The sequence below is a fragment of the uncultured Tateyamaria sp. genome, assembly GCF_947504105.1.
GTDB lineage: Bacteria > Pseudomonadota > Alphaproteobacteria > Rhodobacterales > Rhodobacteraceae > Tateyamaria.
Map to the genome: position 1 here is coordinate 1 of NZ_CANNGP010000055.1, position 19,089 is coordinate 19,089.

At 58.4% G+C, this 19,089-nt stretch carries 17 protein-coding genes; 8 read left to right on the forward strand and 9 right to left on the reverse strand.

Annotated features, from left to right (window positions below):
- The coding region (locus Q1A75_RS20975; protein WP_299592259.1) for a hypothetical protein at window positions 1–197 on the reverse strand (197 nt) is incomplete at its 3' end.
- A gap of 6 nt (window positions 198–203) precedes the next feature.
- Here Q1A75_RS20975 and cas13a point away from each other — a divergent pair.
- Window positions 204–3,878: a type VI-A CRISPR-associated RNA-guided ribonuclease Cas13a gene (cas13a, locus tag Q1A75_RS20980; RefSeq protein ID WP_299592256.1), complete on the forward strand. Its 3,675-nt coding sequence runs from the start codon at window positions 204–206 to the stop codon at window positions 3,876–3,878.
- Window positions 3,879–4,437: 559 nt separating this feature from the next.
- Window positions 4,438–4,710, forward strand: a complete 273-nt coding sequence (locus tag Q1A75_RS20985; protein ID WP_299550347.1) for a hypothetical protein — start codon at window positions 4,438–4,440, stop codon at window positions 4,708–4,710.
- 45 nt (window positions 4,711–4,755) lie between these two features.
- On the opposite strand, the gene Q1A75_RS20990 is transcribed toward Q1A75_RS20985, so the two are convergent.
- Complete coding sequence (locus Q1A75_RS20990; RefSeq protein ID WP_299550345.1) at window positions 4,756–4,986, reverse strand: hypothetical protein; 231 nt, start codon at window positions 4,984–4,986, stop codon at window positions 4,756–4,758.
- A gap of 20 nt (window positions 4,987–5,006) precedes the next feature.
- Entirely contained in the window at window positions 5,007–5,429 is a 423-nt protein-coding gene (locus Q1A75_RS20995) for a hypothetical protein (protein ID WP_299550343.1), read from the reverse strand.
- A gap of 238 nt (window positions 5,430–5,667) precedes the next feature.
- Between Q1A75_RS20995 and Q1A75_RS21000 the strand changes: the two genes are divergently transcribed.
- Complete coding sequence (locus Q1A75_RS21000) at window positions 5,668–5,913, forward strand: helix-turn-helix transcriptional regulator (protein ID WP_299550341.1); 246 nt, start codon at window positions 5,668–5,670, stop codon at window positions 5,911–5,913.
- A gap of 121 nt (window positions 5,914–6,034) precedes the next feature.
- Here the strand turns inward: Q1A75_RS21000 and Q1A75_RS21005 are convergent, their stop codons facing one another.
- The gene (locus tag Q1A75_RS21005; protein ID WP_299550339.1) at window positions 6,035–8,323 is read right to left on the reverse strand and encodes an adenosylcobalamin-dependent ribonucleoside-diphosphate reductase; all 2,289 of its coding nucleotides are present in this window, start codon (window positions 8,321–8,323) and stop codon (window positions 6,035–6,037) included.
- Window positions 8,324–8,449: 126 nt separating this feature from the next.
- Between Q1A75_RS21005 and Q1A75_RS21010 the strand changes: the two genes are divergently transcribed.
- Window positions 8,450–8,881 (forward strand): DUF1489 domain-containing protein, encoded by a 432-nt coding sequence (locus Q1A75_RS21010; RefSeq protein WP_299205244.1) that lies wholly within the window; start codon window positions 8,450–8,452, stop codon window positions 8,879–8,881.
- Between the two features lie 248 nt (window positions 8,882–9,129).
- Here the strand turns inward: Q1A75_RS21010 and hisG are convergent, their stop codons facing one another.
- From hisG to hisS, 3 genes are read right to left on the reverse strand one after another with little or no spacing between them, the layout of a single operon-like run.
- Window positions 9,130–9,822 carry an ATP phosphoribosyltransferase gene (hisG, locus tag Q1A75_RS21015; RefSeq protein ID WP_299550337.1) on the reverse strand — a complete coding sequence of 231 codons (693 nt, stop codon included), beginning with the start codon at window positions 9,820–9,822 and terminating at the stop codon, window positions 9,130–9,132.
- Window positions 9,819–10,889 (reverse strand): ATP phosphoribosyltransferase regulatory subunit, encoded by a 1,071-nt coding sequence (locus Q1A75_RS21020; protein WP_299550335.1) that lies wholly within the window; start codon window positions 10,887–10,889, stop codon window positions 9,819–9,821. Before Q1A75_RS21020 ends, hisG begins: the two co-directional genes overlap by 4 nt.
- Window positions 10,886–12,361 carry a histidine--tRNA ligase gene (gene hisS, locus Q1A75_RS21025; protein WP_299550333.1) on the reverse strand — a complete coding sequence of 492 codons (1,476 nt, stop codon included), beginning with the start codon at window positions 12,359–12,361 and terminating at the stop codon, window positions 10,886–10,888. The genes Q1A75_RS21020 and hisS overlap by 4 nt, the downstream gene beginning before the upstream one ends.
- Window positions 12,362–12,447: 86 nt before the next feature.
- On the opposite strand from hisS, the gene Q1A75_RS21030 reads away from it, so the two are divergent.
- Window positions 12,448–12,642 carry a SlyX family protein gene (locus tag Q1A75_RS21030; RefSeq protein ID WP_299550331.1) on the forward strand — a complete coding sequence of 65 codons (195 nt, stop codon included), beginning with the start codon at window positions 12,448–12,450 and terminating at the stop codon, window positions 12,640–12,642.
- Window positions 12,643–12,923: 281 nt separating this feature from the next.
- Here Q1A75_RS21030 and Q1A75_RS21035 read toward each other — a convergent pair whose 3' ends face one another.
- Together Q1A75_RS21035 and dnaE are read right to left on the reverse strand one after the other, a co-directional pair.
- Entirely contained in the window at window positions 12,924–13,937 is a 1,014-nt protein-coding gene (locus tag Q1A75_RS21035; RefSeq protein ID WP_299550329.1) for a hypothetical protein, read from the reverse strand.
- 89 nt (window positions 13,938–14,026) lie between these two features.
- Window positions 14,027–17,548 carry a DNA polymerase III subunit alpha gene (gene dnaE / locus Q1A75_RS21040; RefSeq protein WP_299550327.1) on the reverse strand — a complete coding sequence of 1,174 codons (3,522 nt, stop codon included), beginning with the start codon at window positions 17,546–17,548 and terminating at the stop codon, window positions 14,027–14,029.
- Window positions 17,549–17,670: 122 nt separating this feature from the next.
- Between dnaE and Q1A75_RS21045 the strand changes: the two genes are divergently transcribed.
- The 3 genes from Q1A75_RS21045 to Q1A75_RS21055 all read left to right on the forward strand — a co-directional run.
- The gene (locus Q1A75_RS21045; RefSeq protein ID WP_299550325.1) at window positions 17,671–18,000 is read left to right on the forward strand and encodes a metalloregulator ArsR/SmtB family transcription factor; all 330 of its coding nucleotides are present in this window, start codon (window positions 17,671–17,673) and stop codon (window positions 17,998–18,000) included.
- A complete protein-coding gene (locus Q1A75_RS21050; RefSeq protein WP_299550323.1) occupies window positions 17,997–18,455 on the forward strand; it encodes an SRPBCC domain-containing protein in 459 nt (152 codons plus the stop codon). The genes Q1A75_RS21045 and Q1A75_RS21050 overlap by 4 nt, the downstream gene beginning before the upstream one ends.
- Window positions 18,456–18,586: 131 nt before the next feature.
- The coding region (locus tag Q1A75_RS21055; RefSeq protein WP_299641088.1) for a 2Fe-2S iron-sulfur cluster-binding protein at window positions 18,587–19,089 on the forward strand (503 nt) is incomplete at its 3' end.

Here is a 19,089-nt window from a genome sequence, read left to right on the forward strand (position 1 = left end):
CGGAACCGCTGGCCATCTGCAAACGCGTCAGACACGAAGTCCAGTGACCAGCGCTGATTGGCGCGATCCGGCACCAGGATTGGCCTGCGCGTCCCCAAAGCGAAGTTGATTGCAGCGCTGGAAAGCCGCTCCGCAGCTTGATCCGAAATAATGTCGGGCGGGAGCGCGAGGATATCGAGGCGTTTGCTGTCTCCCATGAAGAGTTGGTCATCTCTCAGTGGATCTCCACTATTGATAAGATCGCCTCGAAGCCATTTGGTTCAGCAGGTGCAACGCAGAGGCAGAGGGACTTTCGGGAGCGGCTTGGCGCGGCCTCACTAGATTTGCTTGAGAGACGAGCCGACTTCGCTGGTTTCAAGGGTGAACGCGCCGGGTATTTTCAGGATCTGTGGAAGTTAAAAATCCATCCCTACGGCAAGCGCAACTTTCGTCCTCGTCAGAAAAACGAGAAAGAGCCGAAATCGGAAGGCCGGTTGTTCCACTTGTTCACTGAAAGCTCTTCTACTGACGATGCGGATGTCGCGCAGATAGCCGCAAATATCTATAAATTTCTTTACGTAAATGAAAAGGCTGCCAAGGGCAGCGCGCGGAAAGACGCGCGTGGGCGCATTCTGCACAGAGCTCGCAGCATTTCGAAGAACACACTTGAACGCAGGCCGGTGGAATTGGTGCATAAGGAATGGCAAATTCGTGATATCCTGCCGTTCAACTCCACCAATAAGGAAGACCTAAAGGTCAATTGGACCGAGGAAGACAAGAGGAAATATGCTTCCGCCGGCGACGCCAATGTGGCTTCCAAAATATACTCAGCAGCTCTCGCTCTTGAAAATCCCGGAGGTCGCTTTCATCGACCACAACGAGTGACCATGGAATTGGCGGGCAAAGCGCTCTACGAGCATTGGTCCCATGTCTTTCGGCGTGGAGGCAAGGTCCTCAATATGAGAGAGGCTAATGAAGATCCGGAATTTGATAGGCTCGTGGTATTGCATAATGAGATCCGCGATACATATGCGCGGATTCTGAAGCGGCACAGAAAGGGTCGTCCAGAGAACCGCAAAGGCCGTGCGCGTGAGTCTCAGCGCCCAGTCTCTGCTCTTCTGCCAAAGAATATGAAGGAGCTATTCAAGCTGATGGAGCGTCATCGGCGTAACCGCTCCCTCTCCGACCATGTTCGCTTTGGCAAAATTCTTTATTATGCACGCCACTTTGAGCGCGGCAGCGATAACGCAAACTTCGATGACTATTACTGGGGCAGTAAAGGCCAGTCCGAAATCAAACGCACTGAAGCTTTCGTGCGAACGTGGCGCAACACTCTTGTTTTGGCAAGCCGTACGCTGAAGGATTGGGTTGATCCAGATTTCTATTTGGAAAACCAACCAGGCAGCCGCAATACTGATATTCTAGGCAAGTGGAGAAGTATCGGCTCTGATCTCGCGATCAATGAAGCTAGGATGACACGCAAACTCGATCTGCTTTTCGGGAACCGGATAAACCACTTCCCCGCTGATCACGCCGTGCGTCTTGGTATCCTGAAACAAGTGGTCAAGGAAGTCTCAGACGTCCGAAACTCGGTCTACCATTTCAAAGGTCGTGACAGTTTTGTCAGCGAACTGGAGGCATTGGGAACGAAGGCGCTTAACGAGGAGAAGAAGCAAACGAACTATCTCGAAGGCGTGGACCAAGCAATATGGGAAGACGATTGTCGCGGACAGCATAGTGTTTTGTTAGCATCACTCAATGCTGCAAACATTTCGCATTTCGCAAACGAACAACAGGCTAAGCAACTCATTAATACACTATCCAGAGCAAAGGACGGCTACCTACCGCTCCCGCGGTTCTCTCGCTTGCTTAACCGTACAAAAGACGCCTGGAGCCGCGGGAGTGACGGCAAGCCGAACTTGCCCGAGCCTGTCCACCGCGTTGATCTCGAAGTCCCCGGGCGGCGGTGCCAATATGTCTCAATGAAACTCCTCTATGATCGTTCGTTCAAAGTGTGGCTTGAAAATCGTAGCAGCAAAAAGGTGACAACTTGGATTAACAAGGCGGTCGAAAGAGCTACCAAAGCCGCAAGGAGCATGAATTCCAAGCAAGGAGAAATCGGGTTTGAGATCATCGTGTCCCGTGCCGAGTCCCTACGCCGTCCAGGTAAAGGTGAAGGGATCGGTACTTTTTTCCGTGATCTTACTGCCGCGACCGCCAGTGAAATGCGAGTTCAGCGAGGATATCAGAGCGATGCCGAAAATGCGAAGAAACAGGCGTCCTATATCGAAGATCTTAAATGTGATGTGCTCGCGCTCGCATTCTCGGATTACCTCCATTCCAGCGGATTCAGCTGGCTTCAGAAGTTTGATGCGAGCCGACCACTTTGGGAATCGGGCCACTACGAGCTTGACCACATTGAAACGACGACACCCAACATGGAAGCTGAGCCATGGCAACGCCGACTTTATTTCCTACTGCACCTCATTCCAGTTGATGAGGTCAATCGCCTATTGCATGAGTTGGCAAGATGGGAAGTCGCGTCGCGCGCAGCAGAAGAACTGCCAGTTGAAGAGATTGGTAGGCTGAAATCCTTGCGTAGAGTTCTAGTGCTTTATATCGATATGCACGATGCTAAGTATAGCGGCGGCGCGGCACTAGCTGGCTGCTCCGATTTCAAGCACTTGTTTGAAAATGAAGCCGCGTACAGCGCTGTTTTTCCCCCAGGTGACGCAGGTGAAGAAAGCCGTGTCCCGCGCCGGGGACTGAGAGAGATTGCGCGCTATGGCAATCTTGCAATGCTTGAGAACCTCTTTGCCTTTAAGCCCATAACCCTTTGCGAAGTTCAAAAGACCGCCGAGATGGAGCGCAGCGGGACTAATGGGAAGTCTAACATAGCGAAGCTTCACGCCGCGCGCGAACAGCTTCATGCGGCATGGGTCAAAAACAAGCGCATCGGGCTGCCAGCAGAAAAAGTCCGAAGCTATGTCGAACTTATCAAGGATATCTCAAAACACCGCCAGATATCAAATCGGCTCAACCTGATCGAGCATGTGCGGGCGCACAAGATCATGATGTCCGTAATAGGGCGTCTAGTAGATTATGCAGGCTTGTTCGAGCGGGATCTGAAATTTGTCACCCTATCCATTCTGCATGACATGCAGATGACTCCAGCAGAAATTTTCAAAGAAAAGGGCCTCAGCTATTTCGATGATGGCCGGATATTTCAAGCGCTCGACAACATAAAGGGCGCACAAGGAACGAAAGAAGAAAAAGCTAAATCCGAACTCCGTGATCGCCTCAAAAAGTATTTCACCGATGTTTGCGACACCGAGAATCCGCACAGAAGGTTCCGCAATAAGCTCGCCCATCTTGAAGTATTCGCCCCTGATGCCAGCCTTGATCTGACGGAACTTGTGAATGGCACTCGGCAGATGATGGCCTACGACCGAAAGTTGAAAAATGCGGTTTCTCAATCTATTCGCGAAGTGTTAGAACGGGAAGGCTTCGATCTGCGCTGGAAGATGTCTACGGATGGAAGTGTGCACAAACTTGTTAGTGCATCTCTACAAGTGCGGAAAGCGACCCACCTTGGGCGCCAGAAGCTCACAGAGCGTGACAAGCATCCAAAAGCGACATGGCCAAAGAAACACAGCATCGAAGAAGCGCTTCACGGCTTCGGTCTGAGTGCGGCTGTAGCGAGGGCCTTCTCTGGAACTGTGGTTGGTCACTTTGATATTTCTAAGCTTGATCTGGACAAAATTGATTTTGCGGCGATCGACCGAGAACTTGAACGCAAAAAGAATAGCGCAAAGGGGCAGCATCAGAAACGTCCTCATCGCGGAGGAAAGCGCCCTCGCCGCAATCGCAAACCGCAACAACCAGCACGTGGAAAGTGATCTTTATGACTTTGGAATGTGCAATTTTACAAAGCTGGCTGCGGGCAAACAAATGGAGGACTATGAAACTCTGAACAATTGCAAGAATACCGACTTCTACTGGTAAACCACGCCCACATTGAGGGCGACTGAACGTATTGCTTTGTTTGCAAATACAAAATACTGTTAACGCAGTAGCACGCCCAAATTGAGGGCGACTGAACACATATACTCTACGTTGTATTAGCCTGGCAGCGTTGGCGCATGGTGCCAGACTTGCGGGCAGCTGAACCAAGTCAGGATAAAGCAAGAACTGCGGCTTGGGGTTCTGAAGAATACTAGGCGTCTCCGGGCTAGGCACACAGCGGGACTCGGGAGAAACGTATGGATGCCGGAAGGCAGACGCGCCGCACACCAAAGAAGCCCAAGACGCTACCGCTGAAAACGCGGCTGTTGAACTGGCTCTTTGTCCATCAGCCATGGCGCAAACCTGGCAGTCGCGTTCGCCGCGTGATGTCCCGCCTTGTTATATATGCATGTGTTGTTATGGCTATGGAGGCCAAGCGCCGAGTTCTGCGCCATGCTCAACATCGCCCCAATGCTTATTTGGCGGCAGCTTCTTTGCCCGCCGCGCAATATCGGCAAAGGTGACCGGCATGAAGTCCCACACATCAACGCCAACATTCACGGAATTGCGCGATCCGCGCCAGTTGTTGTGAACGTGGCCAAAAAACTGCAACGCACCTCTCCGAGCGTGGTTCCATGTAATCATTGGATAATGACACAACGTGTTGAGCTGGTTCTGCAGGCCGTCACGCAGTTCAGCGAAGTGAGAGATGGAATTCCAGGGTAGTTCCAGTGTTGGTTTGTGATCGTGGTTGCCAATGATCAGGTGGCGCTAAACACCGGGCAACTGATTAAAGATCTGCTCGACATACGCGCTGTCCTTGGCTTTGGAACCGAAAGCAAAGTCGCCCAGAATCCAAAGCTGGTCTTCCGGGCCGACCACCTTCCACATGTTTTCCAACATCGTAGCATCCATCTGTGATGCCGACACGAAGGGGCGGTTGCACAACCGCATGATGTTTTCATGGCCGAAATGCGTGTCGGCCGTATACCAGATTGTCATCGAGTGTTCTCTCAGTTCGGTCAGCCCGCCAAGGTCCTAAATTCCTCGGGTGTGTAATCGAGCGCCAGTAATTTCAGAAAAAGCAGATCCAGAGGCAACTGCGTCTCCTTCCAGCGTATTTCCTCAGCTTGGATGTTTAGATTATATCCGCCACGTTTGTTGACGCTGACGCGTATCTCGCGCCCATTGAAGAAATCCCAAAGCACCAGCGTGAGTAAGGCATCCTTTTGGTACGTTTGGGTCGTTATGCCCGGACATTGCGCCAGTATTTCTGGAACAACAGACACCAAAGCATCCCATGCCTGCTGCTGCTCAGTCATACTTAAGGATTTTGCTGTTAGGGGCACCTTTTGAGTAGCCGACTTCAGCGCCAAGACGGGAGCAAATCTCGCCCGGAATGATTCTACGGAATCTAGCCTTCGAGGAGGAACCTTATCCATCATTCTGCTCTCATTTGGGCGAAGACTGCATTTTGCAGCATAGAAGCACTGATTGAATGTATACCTAATTTCATCACTTTGCCCTCGGCGTTGCAGACATCACATATGCGTAAATTGAGCCAATAGGCGGCTTCACATAGTTCAAAGAAGAAATGTGATCACACCAGATTTGAGCACCCTAATACGCACATTCACAGTATACTTCATAGACCAAGCGGTAAAGACCCAAGATGCCGATAGGATGGAAGCACTATCGGATAAGTTACTCACTTCATTTGCATTTGTCGTGCGCCAGCGTCGACTGGAGCTTGGACTAACGCAAGAAGAACTCGCACACAGGGCGAATGTGTCGATGCGTTATGTATCTCTTCTGGAGACGAAAAAGCATCAGCCAACGCTTGAGACGATAAATGGCCTAAGCGAAGGGCTCGAGATGACAATGGCCGAGTTGGTTCGCCAAATTGAGGCAACGCTCAATAAAGCGTAACCTTCTATTATTTATGCACTAAATCAGAGAAAAGGGGTGGCTTTACATCTATTCCAAAGGTCGTTTTGTGACCCAAAAGGCCGTGTCGGCTGACCCGTTTCACTAGGAGCGTCTACTCAGATCAACCACATTTCGAAAAACCGCAGGACGCGCACGTCATGCAGCCTTCGATCATCCGCATCTCGTAGCTGCCGCAGCTTGAGCAAGCCTTACCGCGCGGTGCATCAAGACCAACGACCTCGGCCTGCGGATCCGACTTGAGGCCCATGCCTTCGCCTTCAATGAAACCAATCTGGATCATGTGCTGTTCGATCACACCACCGATCGCCGCCAAGATGGAGGGAATGTACTTACCCTGCATCCAGGCACCGCCGCGTGGGTCAAAGACGGCCTTCAGTTCTTCGACTACAAACGACACATCCCCGCCGCGCCGGAACACGGCCGAGATCATGCGGGTCAGGGCAACGGTCCATGCGAAATGCTCCATGTTCTTGGAGTTGATGAATACTTCGAACGGGCGACGATGCCCGCCGATCACCAGATCGTTGATGGTGATGTAGAGCGCATGTTCGCTGTTGGGCCACTTGACCTTGTACGTGTTGCCCTCAAGCGCGTTGGGCCGGTCCAAAGGCTCGGCCATATAGATCACATCACCATGAGGCTGCAGTGGTTCGGCGTCGTTGTTGGCAAGCACCGATGCCTCCGCCGGCTTCTCCTCGGCCACCGTCAGCACCGAGCCGGTCACAGCGTTGGGACGGTACGTCGTACACCCTTTGCACCCTGTATCCCACGCCTGCATGTAGACATCTTTGAAATCGTCAAAGCTGATGTCCTCGGGGCAGTTGATTGTCTTGGAAATCGACGAGTCGACCCATTTCTGCGCTGCCGCCTGCATCTTGACGTGATCGGCGGGCGCTAAAGTCTGTGCGTTGACAAAGTAGTCGGGCAACTCGGCATCGCCAAATTTATCGCGCCACATTTGTACAGCGTAATCAACGACTTCCTCTTCGGTGCGCGAGCCGTCTTTTTGCAGGACCTTGCGCGTGTAGGCGTAAGCAAAAACCGGTTCGATCCCCGACGACACATTCCCGGCATACAGCGAGATGGTGCCCGTGGGCGCGATTGAGGTCAGGAGTGCGTTGCGGATGCCATGTTCGGCAATGGCGTCGCGAACATCAGCATCCATCATTTGCATGGTGCCGCTTGCAAGGTAGCCTTCGGCATCGAACAGCGGGAAGGCGCCCTTTTCCTTCGCCAATTGCACCGACGCCAGATACGCGGCGCGGGCGATGGCTTTCAACCATTGCTCGGTCTGACGCGCCGCCTCGTCGGATCCATAGCGCAGGCCCAGCATCAACAGTGCGTCGGCAAGCCCGGTAACGCCAAGGCCGATGCGGCGTTTGGCTTGCGCCTCGCGTGCCTGAGCTTCGAGCGGAAAGCGGGAGGCATCGACCACATTGTCCATCATCCGCACCGCAGTGGCGACGAGGTCGGACAGCGCCTCCTCGTTCAATTCCGCAGCCTCTTCAAAGGGTTGTTTGACAAGGCGGGCAAGGTTGATGGAGCCAAGCAAGCACGCACCATAGGGGGGCAAGGGTTGCTCACCGCAGGGGTTGGTTGCAGCAATCGTCTCGCAATAGTTCAGGTTGTTGGCGGCGTTGATACGGTCGATGAAAATCACGCCGGGTTCGGCATAATCATAGGTCGACTTCATGATGCCGTTCCACAGGTCACGGGCCTGTACCGTCTTGTAGACGGTGCCATCAAAAATCAGGTCCCAGGATCCGTCTGTCTTGACCGCTTCCATGAACGCATCCGTCACCAGAACGGACACGTTGAACATGCGCAGGCGGGCGGCGTCGGACTTGGCTGTGATGAAATCCTCGATGTCAGGGTGGTCGCAGCGCATGGTCGCCATCATGGCGCCACGGCGGCTGCCTGCGGACATGATGGTGCGGCACATGGCGTCCCAAACGTCCATAAAACTAAGGGGTCCGGAGGCATCTGCCGCCACACCTTTGACCCCTGCCCCCTTGGGCCGGATCGTCGAGAAATCGTAGCCAATGCCGCCACCCTGCTGCATGGTCAGGGCCGCTTCCTTCAGCATGTCAAAGATGCCAGCCATGCTGTCGGGGATCGTGCCCATGACGAAGCAGTTGAACAGGGTGACCGACCGGGCCGTGCCTGCCCCTGCGGTGATGCGACCGGCGGGCAGAAACTTGAAATCTTCCAGGGCGTTATAGAACGTCTGTTCCCACGCTTGAGGGTCTTTCTCGACCTTGGCGAGATCACGGGCAATGCGCCGCCAACTGTCTTCGACCGTGGTGTCGATGGGCGTGCCATCGGCGTTCTTGAAGCGATACTTCATGTCCCAGATCTGTTCAGCGATCGGCGCAGCGAAACGTGTCATCAGAGCATCCCCATGGTGGCAGTCGAATCTATCGGTCGGCAGAAGATCACCAACGTAGCACACCCCAACAGATTGCAGAAGCGTGGATACACGCTACAATATAGAGTGTGGCTTGGGGACGACTCTGTGGATAAGTACATCAACCTGATCAAACTTTCTGTGGGCAGCGAATGCTATGAAAGTCTGGCGGCGTGGCAACAGACCAAGCGCGCGCAGACCGCCGATGGTTACCCGCGGCACGTGACCCGCATGTGGCCCAAGCGGCAGGACGAGATACTGAATGGTGGGTCGATCTTTTGGGTGGTGAAGGGCGTTGTGACCTGTCGCCAGCGCATCATCAGGCTGGACGAAGTGATTGGCAGCGACGGCATCCGCCGCTGCGCCATCGTGTCGGACCCGGAGCTGATCCGGGTGCAATCTGCGCTGAAACGCCCCTTCCAGGGGTGGCGTTATCTGAAGCCCGAAGATGCCCCGCCGGACCTGCCGAAAGGCCGCGAGCGGGAGGAGCCGCTGCCGGTCGAACTGAACCGCGCGCTGGCCGAAATCGGGGTGCTTTAGGTCCAGAGGTTAACCGACCGTGCGGTGCGGTTTTTGGGCCGGATTTTCCGAAACTGCGCGTTTTGCCGCGTAAACTGCGATCTTTGCCCCGCCCCAAAATCGCGGTTTTCGGCGCATTTCGGGCAAACTGCACATTTTGACGCGCAATTTGCGCATTTTCCCGTCAGCGCACCCGTTCAGACACCGTTAACACTCTCCAGCTGTTAACGTTTGCGCGGGCGCATTCACTGTTTGGAAAGAATTGGCGCCTAGTCGGCCCCCAACCTGTCCAGCAGCGTCGCCAGCACCGCGCGGTCTGCATCCGTGACCTCGGCCACGCGCGATCGCCAAAGGGTGGCCTGGCTGGCGAGGATCAGACCGTCGCTGAGGATCTTGAGGTGGTTGGCGCGCAGCGTTTCGCCGGACGAGGTGATGTCGGCGATCGCCTCTGCCGTTTCGTTCGCCACGGTGCCTTCGGTTGCACCCTGACTGTCCACGAGGGCGTAGTCGGCCACACCGGCCTCGCGCAGGAAATCCCGCACCAGCCGGTGATACTTGGTCGCGATGCGCAGGCGGAAGCCATGCGCCGCCCGGAAGGCGGCGGCGGCCGCATCAAGATCATCGGTCAGATCAACGTCGATCCAGCCCTGCGGCACGGCCAGCACAAGATCAGCATAGCCAAAGCCCATTTCGGCCATCGGTTCGACCTGCTGTTCCCACAGCGGCAGCTTTTCGTGGATCAGGTCGGTGCCCGTCACGCCAAGGTGGATGCGCCCTGCTGCAAGCTCACGCGGCGTTTCGCCGGCTGACAGCAGCACAAGCGACACCCCGTCGATCCCGTCGACAGCCCCTGCATATTCCCGATCCGATCCTGTCCGGCTGAGCGTGATGCCACGCTTTTCAAACCACTGGAACGTTTTTTCCATCAGCCGCCCCTTGGACGGCACACCAAGCTTGATCATGGCGTTGCCTCCAATTCGACCAGAAGGCCCGGACGGATGACGGCCCCCACTGCGGGGATTTCCTGCCCGGAGCCAAGGCGGCGGGTCAGCGCATCATAGCGCCCACCCGAGGCGATGGGCGGCAGGTCAGGGCGCTGTTCAGCGTAGAAGCCAAACACGAAGCCGTCGTAATATTCCATGGAGGTGCGCCCGAAGCTGGCCTCGAATTCCAGGTTGTCCACATCCACACCCCGCGCGCTGAGCGCCTCGGCCCGTGCGTCGACGCGTTTGACGGCGGGGCGGATGGCGGGCAGGTCGACGCACAGGTTGTGCATCTGCGCCAATGCGAAGGGCAGCGTTTCCCGCACGTTCAAGAGCGCATCAAAGCAATCCATCTGCGCGCCGGACAGGGGTGGCTCTGCCGCATCCGCGTGCAGGGCCGCGATGCGCGCATCGATTTCGGCCTGGCTGCGCAGACCGGTCAGCGGTGCGTCTGTCTGCGCCTCTCCGGCCAGCAGGGCCGCGCGCGTTTCTGGCACATCACTGCGTCCCGAAAACCGGTCGAGCAACGCGCGGAACCGGCGCGGACGCCAGATGTGACGGCGCAGGGCCGCCTTGCGCCGCTCGGATGTGTCCAGCCCGTCCACGGCCGCCATGAGCACGCCGATGTCGCCCGTGGCCGCCCGCAGAGACAAGGTGCTGATCGCGTCGGCGATCAGGGCGAACACCTCGGCATCTGCCGCTGCCGGATCGGTGCGGTCAAAGACCTCGTAGCCCACTTGCAGGTATTCATTGGCGCGGTCCGGGTCTTCCTCCTGCCTGCGAAACACCTCGCCCGCATAGGTGTAGCGTGCGGGTTCGGCGCCGTTTGACATGTGCATCTGGACCACCGGCACAGTGAAATCCGGGCGCAGCATCTGTTCCCCGCGCAGGGCGTCGGAGGTCACATAGGCCCGCGCGCGGATATCCTCGCCATAAAGGTCGAGCAGCAGGTCGGCGGGTTGCAGAATGGGCGGTTCTACCGCCTGTGCCCCCGCCGCCACGAAGCTGTCGCGCAGGGCATGGGCCCGCTGGCGTGCTAGGGTCATTGGTTCAGGATCTCCTGCACCTTGGCGAGCATCTGGTCGCGGGGCACTTCGAACTGGCTGGGGTTTCCAGCCCATTCTTCATGCGTGGCCGTCTCGGCGATTTTTGCACCGAGGTAGAGGTCCTTGATCTGGACGACGCCGCGCTCTTTCTCGTCCCCGCCTTCAATGATGGCGATGGGGGCGTTGCGCTTGTCCGCGTATTTGAGCTGGTTGCCAAAGTTTTTCGGGTTGCCCAGATAGACCTCGGCCCGGATGCCTGCGTTGCGCAGCTCGGCGACCATTTGCTGGTAGTCGGCCATGCGGGCGCGGTCCATGACGGTGACGACGACGGGCCCTTGTTCCGTGGTGCCGATGCGGTTGGTGGCGCGCAGGGCGGCCAGCAGCCGGTCGACACCGATGGAGACGCCGGTGGCTGGGACTTCCTGCCCGGTGAAGCGTTTGACCAGATCGTCGTAGCGCCCCCCGCCTGCGACGGAGCCGAACTGGACCGTCTGGCCTTTTTCGTTCTGGACGTCAAAGGTGAGTTCCGCCTCGTAGACGGGACCGGTGTAGTAACCCAAGCCCCGAACGATGGAGGGGTCGATGATGATGCGGTCGGGGCCGTAGCCGGCAGCGTCGAGGAGGGCTGCGATTTCTTCGAGTTCAGCGACGCCTTGGGCACCAATGTCAGAGCCTTGGACCAGTTCGCGCAGACGGGCAACGGTTTCCGTACCGGCGTCACGCTTGGCGTCCATGAAGCCCATGACGATGTCGGCTTCGCTGTCACCCAGACCGGCACCTTTGGTGAAGTCCCCGCTGTCGTCCTTGCGGCCTTCGCCCAGCAGCGCGCGCACGCCGTCCGGACCAAGTCGGTCCAGCTTGTCGATGGCGCGCAGGACGACGCCGCGTTCGGCCTCCTTGTCGTCACCGGCAAGGCCCGCGACTTCCATCACGCCGTTCAACACCTTGCGGTTGTTGATGCGGATCACGTAGTCGCCGCGCTGGATTCCCACCGCTTCGAGCGTGTCGGACAGCATTGCGCAGATCTCGGCATCCGCGGCCATGGAGGCCGTACCCACTGTATCCGCATCACATTGATAAAACTGACGAAACCGCCCAGGCCCCGGCTTCTCATTGCGCCAGACCGGGCCCATCGTGTAGCGGCGATAGGGGTTCGGCAGATCGTTGCGGTGCTGGGCATAGACGCGGGCCAGCGGTGCCGTCATGTCGTAGCGCAGGGCCAGCCAGTCGCCGTCTTCTTCCTGCCAGGCGAAGACGCCCTCATTCGGGCGGTCCACGTCGGGCAGGAACTTGCCCAACGCCTCGACCGTTTCCACCGCGCTGGATTCGAGCGCGTCAAAGCCATACCGATGATACACCCCGGCAATCGCCTGCAGCATCTCGGCCCGGTCGGTGACATCGGTGCCGAAATAGTCGCGGAACCCTTTGGGCGTCTGGGCCTTGGGGCGGGGAGTTTTCTTGGGCTTGGCCATGGTGGTGCTCCATCTGGCGTTCGGGCGCGGGGATACCGCAGGCATGGGGGCTGGGCAAGCGGAGCCTGAGATGGCAGGAGGGAGAGATGGAAAAGCTGGAAGAACAGATCGCGCATTTGCAGTGCACAGTGGATGAGCTGTCAGAGGTCACGGCACGGCAGGAGACCGAGATTGCCCTGCTCACCCGGCGCGTACAGATGCTGATGGAGCGGGAAGCGCAGCGCGAGGCAGATGGCGGCGGCGGCGTGATCCTTGGCGATGAACGGCCACCGCATTATTGACCCGGTCGGCCCGGTTGAAAGCGGCCCTTCGGGGAGGATTTTTTGAAACAGGGAAGTGCTGGACGGTCTTGTATTGTAACGACGGTGGCAAGAGGTCATCGGGTCGGAGTCCAGCCCTTGATCACAATGGATCAAGGGCCTTCCCCGTTTACACCGGTTCGCATCCCTGCTCCCGGTGCTCTGCGAGCAAAGTGCATTGACCTTAATATCGGGTGAACGGGTCCAGCTTCCCTGTTTCAAAAAATCCTCCCCGAAGGGCCGGGTGGCCAGCAGCGCCGTGTTCAGGGTGTCTTGAGCGCGGTTGCCAGAACAGCACCGTCGTGCAGCAGCATGTCCGCCCAGCGCGCGTTGTCGGTAAAGTTTTCGTAGGCGCTGATGAAGGTTGTGTTGCGCGACAGCCGGTCAATGCGCGTGCCACATGGTTTGGTGCGGCCCACATTGCAGACGCGCCGTTTCAACGTCTCGTACGCCTTGTCTGTCGTGGAATAGGGGTATTCGTCAGCCGGCAGACCGTAGCGCAACTGTTCGTGAAACGCGGGATCACCGAACATGGCCAGCGCCGCGGTAAACTGGCGGGGGCAACTGTCGGAAAAGCCAGTCACATAGAATGTCCGCGGCCCAGTGCTGTCCGGTGCCGTGTCATATAGGGCATAGCCGCGCCCCTTGCGCGCTGCCTTGTCTACCAGCGTGGCCGTTCTCGCGGGCTGAGCGCCACACACACGGGCAAGTTGGCCGAACGGCACTGTCATGCCGGGGGCCACGTCCATTGCATTCACGTCACCGGGCGCAGATGCGCGTGGCCTGCCAAACAGAGTGCGGCGCTTCTGCGGTTCGACAAGGTCCGGGATCTGCGCCGCCGGGGCATCTTCGGCCTTCGCGGGGATCGTTTCCGCGTCTTGGGGAGCAGCAGCCACTGGCGTCACGTCTGCCTTGGCACTTGTGTCGCTCTGTGCTGCACCGCGGAGCCAGCCCAAAAGACCGCCGGATGCCGCAGCCTGTCCCACCGGTGCTGTTTTCGCCTGCGCAGCGGCAACCGGTCCGGTTTCGGAGACGTTGGCGTTTGGCAGAGGGGCCGACGACTGTGCTGTATCCTCGGTCGCATCTGTGCCAGCGCCCTCTAGAAGATCGGCCAGAATGCTGCCCTCACGCGCCAGTTCTTCCTCGGATGGGAGTGCGCTGTTGCCGGGTTCTGCTGGCAGCGTCGCCCCTTCGGATACACGTTCAATCCCGCGCAGGGGATCGCCACAAGCGGCAAGCGCAAGCAGCATCACACATGCCATTGCCGGTCGCATCACGCGCTTGTCCTCCCACAGATTTTTGACGTCCCGGCGATGTAAGTAGCGGCAAGACGGCGTCAGGTCCAGTCGCGCGGGCGAAGGGTCGCCTAGATCTCCTGCACGTCCAGCACACCCGACAGCGATTTGATCGCCCCCTTTATCTGTGGCGTAACCGGGAATTCAGCCCCCAGATCCATCTCGACCTCACCCGGCAAGCTGTCATCCATCAGGCACACCGTGATCGGACCGCGCCCAGCGCCCCTGGCCGCCTGCGCTGCCCCTTCGAGCACGGTGGCGACGGACGCCAGTGCCGTTGGCGCATCAACAAAAATGCGCAGCCCCATGCCCCCAACGTCCGCAACCACCGTATCGATGGCCGCAACCGATCGGCCCAAGAGTTTCAACTGGTCGCTTTCCATGGTCGCTTCGACCGAAACGATCACTTTGGCCCCCGTGACCAGATGATCCTGCGATTTTTCGAGGCTGTCCGAGAACAGAGTAACCTCATACGCGCCCGTCGTGTCGGACATCTGGCAGAACGCAAAGCGATTACCCTTGGCCGATTTGCGCACCTGAAGTCCCGCGACAACGCCCGCGAGTTTTGCATTCATTGCCGATTTTTTCCGGACCTCTTCGGTCAGTTCGTCGAGCGTGAAGAATGGCGTTGGAGCACCGCGATGTTTCCGGCGGAGCGGGGCCATGTAGTCATCGAGTGGGTGTCCGGAGAGGTAGAAGCCCACCGCCTTGTGTTCCTCGCCCAACCGCTCGGCCGGCAACCAGTCGTCCACCGGCATGAGGCGTGGTTCGGGCAGGTCGTCGCCCGCCTCGCCAAAGAGGGACACCTGGTTTGAATTCTTCTGGTCATGGATGGCTGCGGAATAGGCATTGAGTGCATCAAGCGCATCGAAGACACGGCGGCGGTTGGGGTCAAGCTGGTCAAAGGCCCCTGCCCGCGCCAGCATTTCGAGAGGGCGCTTTCCGACCCGTTTCAGGTCCACGCGGCGGGCGAAGTCGAAGAGGTTGACGAAGGGTTTGTCTTCTCTCGCCTCCTGCACCAGCCGCATGGCTTCGACGCCCACATTCTTGAGCGCGCCCAGCGCGTAGACCAGCGCGCCGTCCACCACTTTGAACGTTGCATCCGAACGGTTCACGCAGGGCGGCACCCAAGGCAGGTCGAGCCCTTTGCGCACTTCTTCGAAGTAGACCGCGAGCTTGTCCGTCAGGTGGATATCGCAGTTCATCACCCCGGCCATGAACTCGACCGGGTGGTTGGCCTTGAGCCACGCCGTCTGGTAGCTGACCACGGCATACGCTGCTGCATGTGATTTGTTGAACCCGTAGTTGGCGAACTTGTCGAGGAGGTTCCAGACCTCCATCGCCTTGTCCTTGTCCACGCCGTTTTCTTTAGAACCCGCCAGGAATTTCGGGCGTTCGGCGTCCATCGCCTCTTGAATCTTCTTACCCATCGCGCGGCGCAGCAGGTCGGCGCCGCCAAGGCTGTAGCCCGCCATTTCCTGCGCGATCTGCATAACCTGTTCCTGGTAGACGATGATGCCCTGCGTCTCGTCCAGAATGTGGTCGATGGAGGGGTGCAACGTGTCGCGTTCAGATAGCCCGTTCTTGACCTCGCAGAACTTCGGGATGTTCTCCATCGGGCCGGGGCGATAGAGGGCCACAAGGGCGATGATGTCCTCGATGCAGTCCGGTTTCATCCGCTTGAGCGCGTCGATCATGCCCGAGCTTTCCACCTGGAACACGGCCACCGTCTTGCCTGCGGCGTAGAGCTTGTAGGACGGCTCGTCATCGAGGGGGATGCCACCGATGTCATTCTCCATTCCATCCGCAGGCGTATAGAGTTCAGTGCCATCTGCGGCGACGTGCAGCTTGCGGCCCGAGCCAAGGATTTGTTCCACCGCGTTCTGGATCACCGTCAGGGTCTTCAGTCCCAGAAAGTCGAATTTGACGAGGCCCGCCTGTTCCACCCATTTCATATTGAATTGGGTGGCGGGCATGTCCGAGCGCGGGTCTTGGTACAGCGGGACGAGCGCATCCAATGGCCGGTCCCCGATCACAACTCCAGCCGCGTGGGTGGAGGCGTTTCTGAGCAGCCCCTCAACCTGCTGGCCGTATTCAAGAAGACGGGCAACCACCTCTTCATTCCGCGCTTCTTCGCGCAGCCGGGGTTCATCAGCCAGCGCCTTTTCGATGCTGACCGGTTTGACCCCTTCGACCGGGATCAGTTTCGACAGCCGGTCCACCTGGCCATAGGGCATTTGCAGCACGCGCCCGATATCGCGCACGGCGGCCTTGGACAGAAGCGCACCGAAGGTGATGATCTGGCCGACCTTGTCGCGGCCGTATTTTTCTTGCACGTAGCGGATCACTTCCTCGCGCCGGTCCATGCAGAAGTCGATGTCGAAGTCCGGCATGGAGACCCGTTCGGGGTTCAGGAACCGTTCGAACAGCAGGGCATAGCGCAAGGGGTCAAGGTCGGTGACCGTGAGCGCGTAAGCCACAAGGCTGCCCGCACCGGACCCGCGCCCCGGACCCACCGGGATGTTCTGATCCTTGGCCCATTTGATGAAGTCGGCCACGATCAGGAAGTAGCCGGGAAAGCCCATGCCTTCGATGATGTCGAGTTCGAAATCGAGGCGTTTCTGGTATTCTTCTTCGCTAGTGGCATGTGGGATGACCTTGAGCCGCTCTTGCAGGCCCTCATTGGCTTGACGGCGCAGCTCCTCCACTTCGTCATCCGCAAACTTTGGCAGGATCGGATCACGGCGATAGGCCATGAAGGCGCAACGCTGTGCGATTTCGACCGTGTTTTCGATGGCTTCAGGCAGGTCCGCAAACAGCGTCACCATTTCAGCCTGGCTTTTGAAATAGTGTTGGGCCGTCAGGCGGCGGCGTGGTTCCTGCTGGTCGACATAAGCCCCTTCGGCAATGCAGATCAGCGCGTCGTGGCTTTCATACATGTCCGGTTTGGGGAAATAGACGTCGTTCGTCGCGACCAGCGGCAGGTCCATGGCATAGGCCATTTCAATGAGTGGCCGTTCGGTCAGGCGCTCGGCTTCGGGTTGGCCACTTTCGCCCGGGTGGCGCTGCAACTCGACATAAAGCCGGTCGCCAAAGATCTCTTTGAGCCGGTCCATCAGCGTCTGTGCGGCGGGCGTCTGTCCGGTTTGGAGCAGCATCCCGACGGGACCATCCGGCCCCCCGGTCAAACAAATCACATCATCCGAGTGGCGTGCCAATTCATCGGCCGTGACATGAGGCAGCTCTGAGCCGTCGCGCAGATAGAGACACGAGTTCAGCTTCATCAGGTGTTCGTAGCCAGCCTCGGTCTGGGCCAGCAGCACCAGCGGTGGAGGGTCACGCGGGCGTTCGCCGGGGCGCGGCGTCATGTATTGCAGATCAACCTGGCAGCCGATGATCGGTTGGACCCCTGCCCCAGCCATGCCCACCGAGAATTCGAGCGCCGCGAACATGTTGTTCGTGTCGGTCAGTGCGATGGCGGGCATACCTGCGTCACGCACCAGTCCGGGCAGCTTTTTCAGACGCATGGCCCCTTCAAGCAGGGAGTATTCGGAATGGGTGCGGAGGTGGATGAATCGGCGGGCGTCAGTCATGCACCTACGATATGTCGTGGCGCGCCGCTGGGAAAGCCCCACAAGATGTTATCCACAGGTCAATAGATAGCTGAACAGCTAAGTATCTTGACACGAATCGCCTTGCGACAATACTTAGCTATATGACTAACCAACTCGATAGCTTCTTCAGCGCCCTTGCCGACCCGACCCGCCGGGCGGTGGTGGAACAGCTGATCCAAGGCCCTGCCGCGGTCAGCGCATTGCATGACGGGCACGACATGGCGCTGCCGACCTTCCTGCGACACCTCAAGGTGCTGGAAGACAGCGGATTGGTCACAAGCACGAAAAAGGGGCGCGTCCGCACGGTCGAGATGCAACCCGAGGCCCTGCGCGCCGGGGCGGACTGGTTCGAGGCGCACAAATCGATGTGGGAGGGCCGCATGGATCGGCTTGCCCGCCTCGCCGACCACCTGGAAAGGACCCGGACATGACCACCGACACCGGACATTTTGAACTGACGCGCACATTTCCCCTCACTCCGGATCGCTTGTGGCACGTTTTGACGGATGCCGAGATGCGCGGGACATGGAATGCGCCAGGCGAAGGGATGGTGATGACACTCCAAACGTCGGATTTCAGGGTTGGTGGGCTTGAGACGCATCACAGCGGACCTGCCGACGCGCCGGAATTCACGGTCGACACGCGCTGGTATCGGATCGACGGACCACATGACGCAGCCTTTACCGAGACGGTGAACATGGGCGAAGGCGCCATTGCGACCACGCTGGTCAGCTACCGTATCACGCCTGAAAGTGCGGGTTCGAAACTGAATGTGGCGGTGGCCGTATCGTCTTTTGCCGGGCCGGATGCCGATGGTGAATTCAGGGCAGGCTGGGAAGCGGGGCTGGCCAATCTGGAGGCACTGGCCGCCAAGATGACCGCCTGACAGGGCCGCACAGCTTGCCAATCCCTGCCTGCCTCGCCTAACCTGACGTCCGACAGCCCGCCCTTTGGTCTACGCCGCATCGACCAAAAGGCCCAAAACGGGCGTTGGTAACGCGGCAGGCACAAAACAATATGCGTACGACCTTTCTTCTGAACGGAAGCGAGATCACGGCCGACACGACCCCCACGACAACGCTGCTGGACTGGCTACGGGGACATCCCGGACTGACAGGCACCAAGGAAGGCTGCAACGAAGGTGACTGCGGGGCCTGTTCGGTGATGGTCACGGATGTGGACGGGGCGCGGGCCCTGAACGCCTGCATCCTGTTCATGCCACAGCTTGAAGGCAAGGCGGTGCGCACGGTCGAAGGGATCAGCGCACCCGATGGCACCTTGCACCCTGTGCAACAGGCGATGATCGACCACCACGGGTCGCAATGCGGATTCTGCACACCCGGCTTCATCACCACGATGGCCACGGCGCACCTGAATGGCGACACGGATCACGACACCGCCCTTGCTGGCAACCTGTGCCGTTGTACGGGTTACGCGCCGATCATCCGCGCAGCAGAGGCGGCTGAAACAGCGTCCGTTCCTGACCATGTAAAGGACATTCCCCTTCTTCTGGCCCAAAA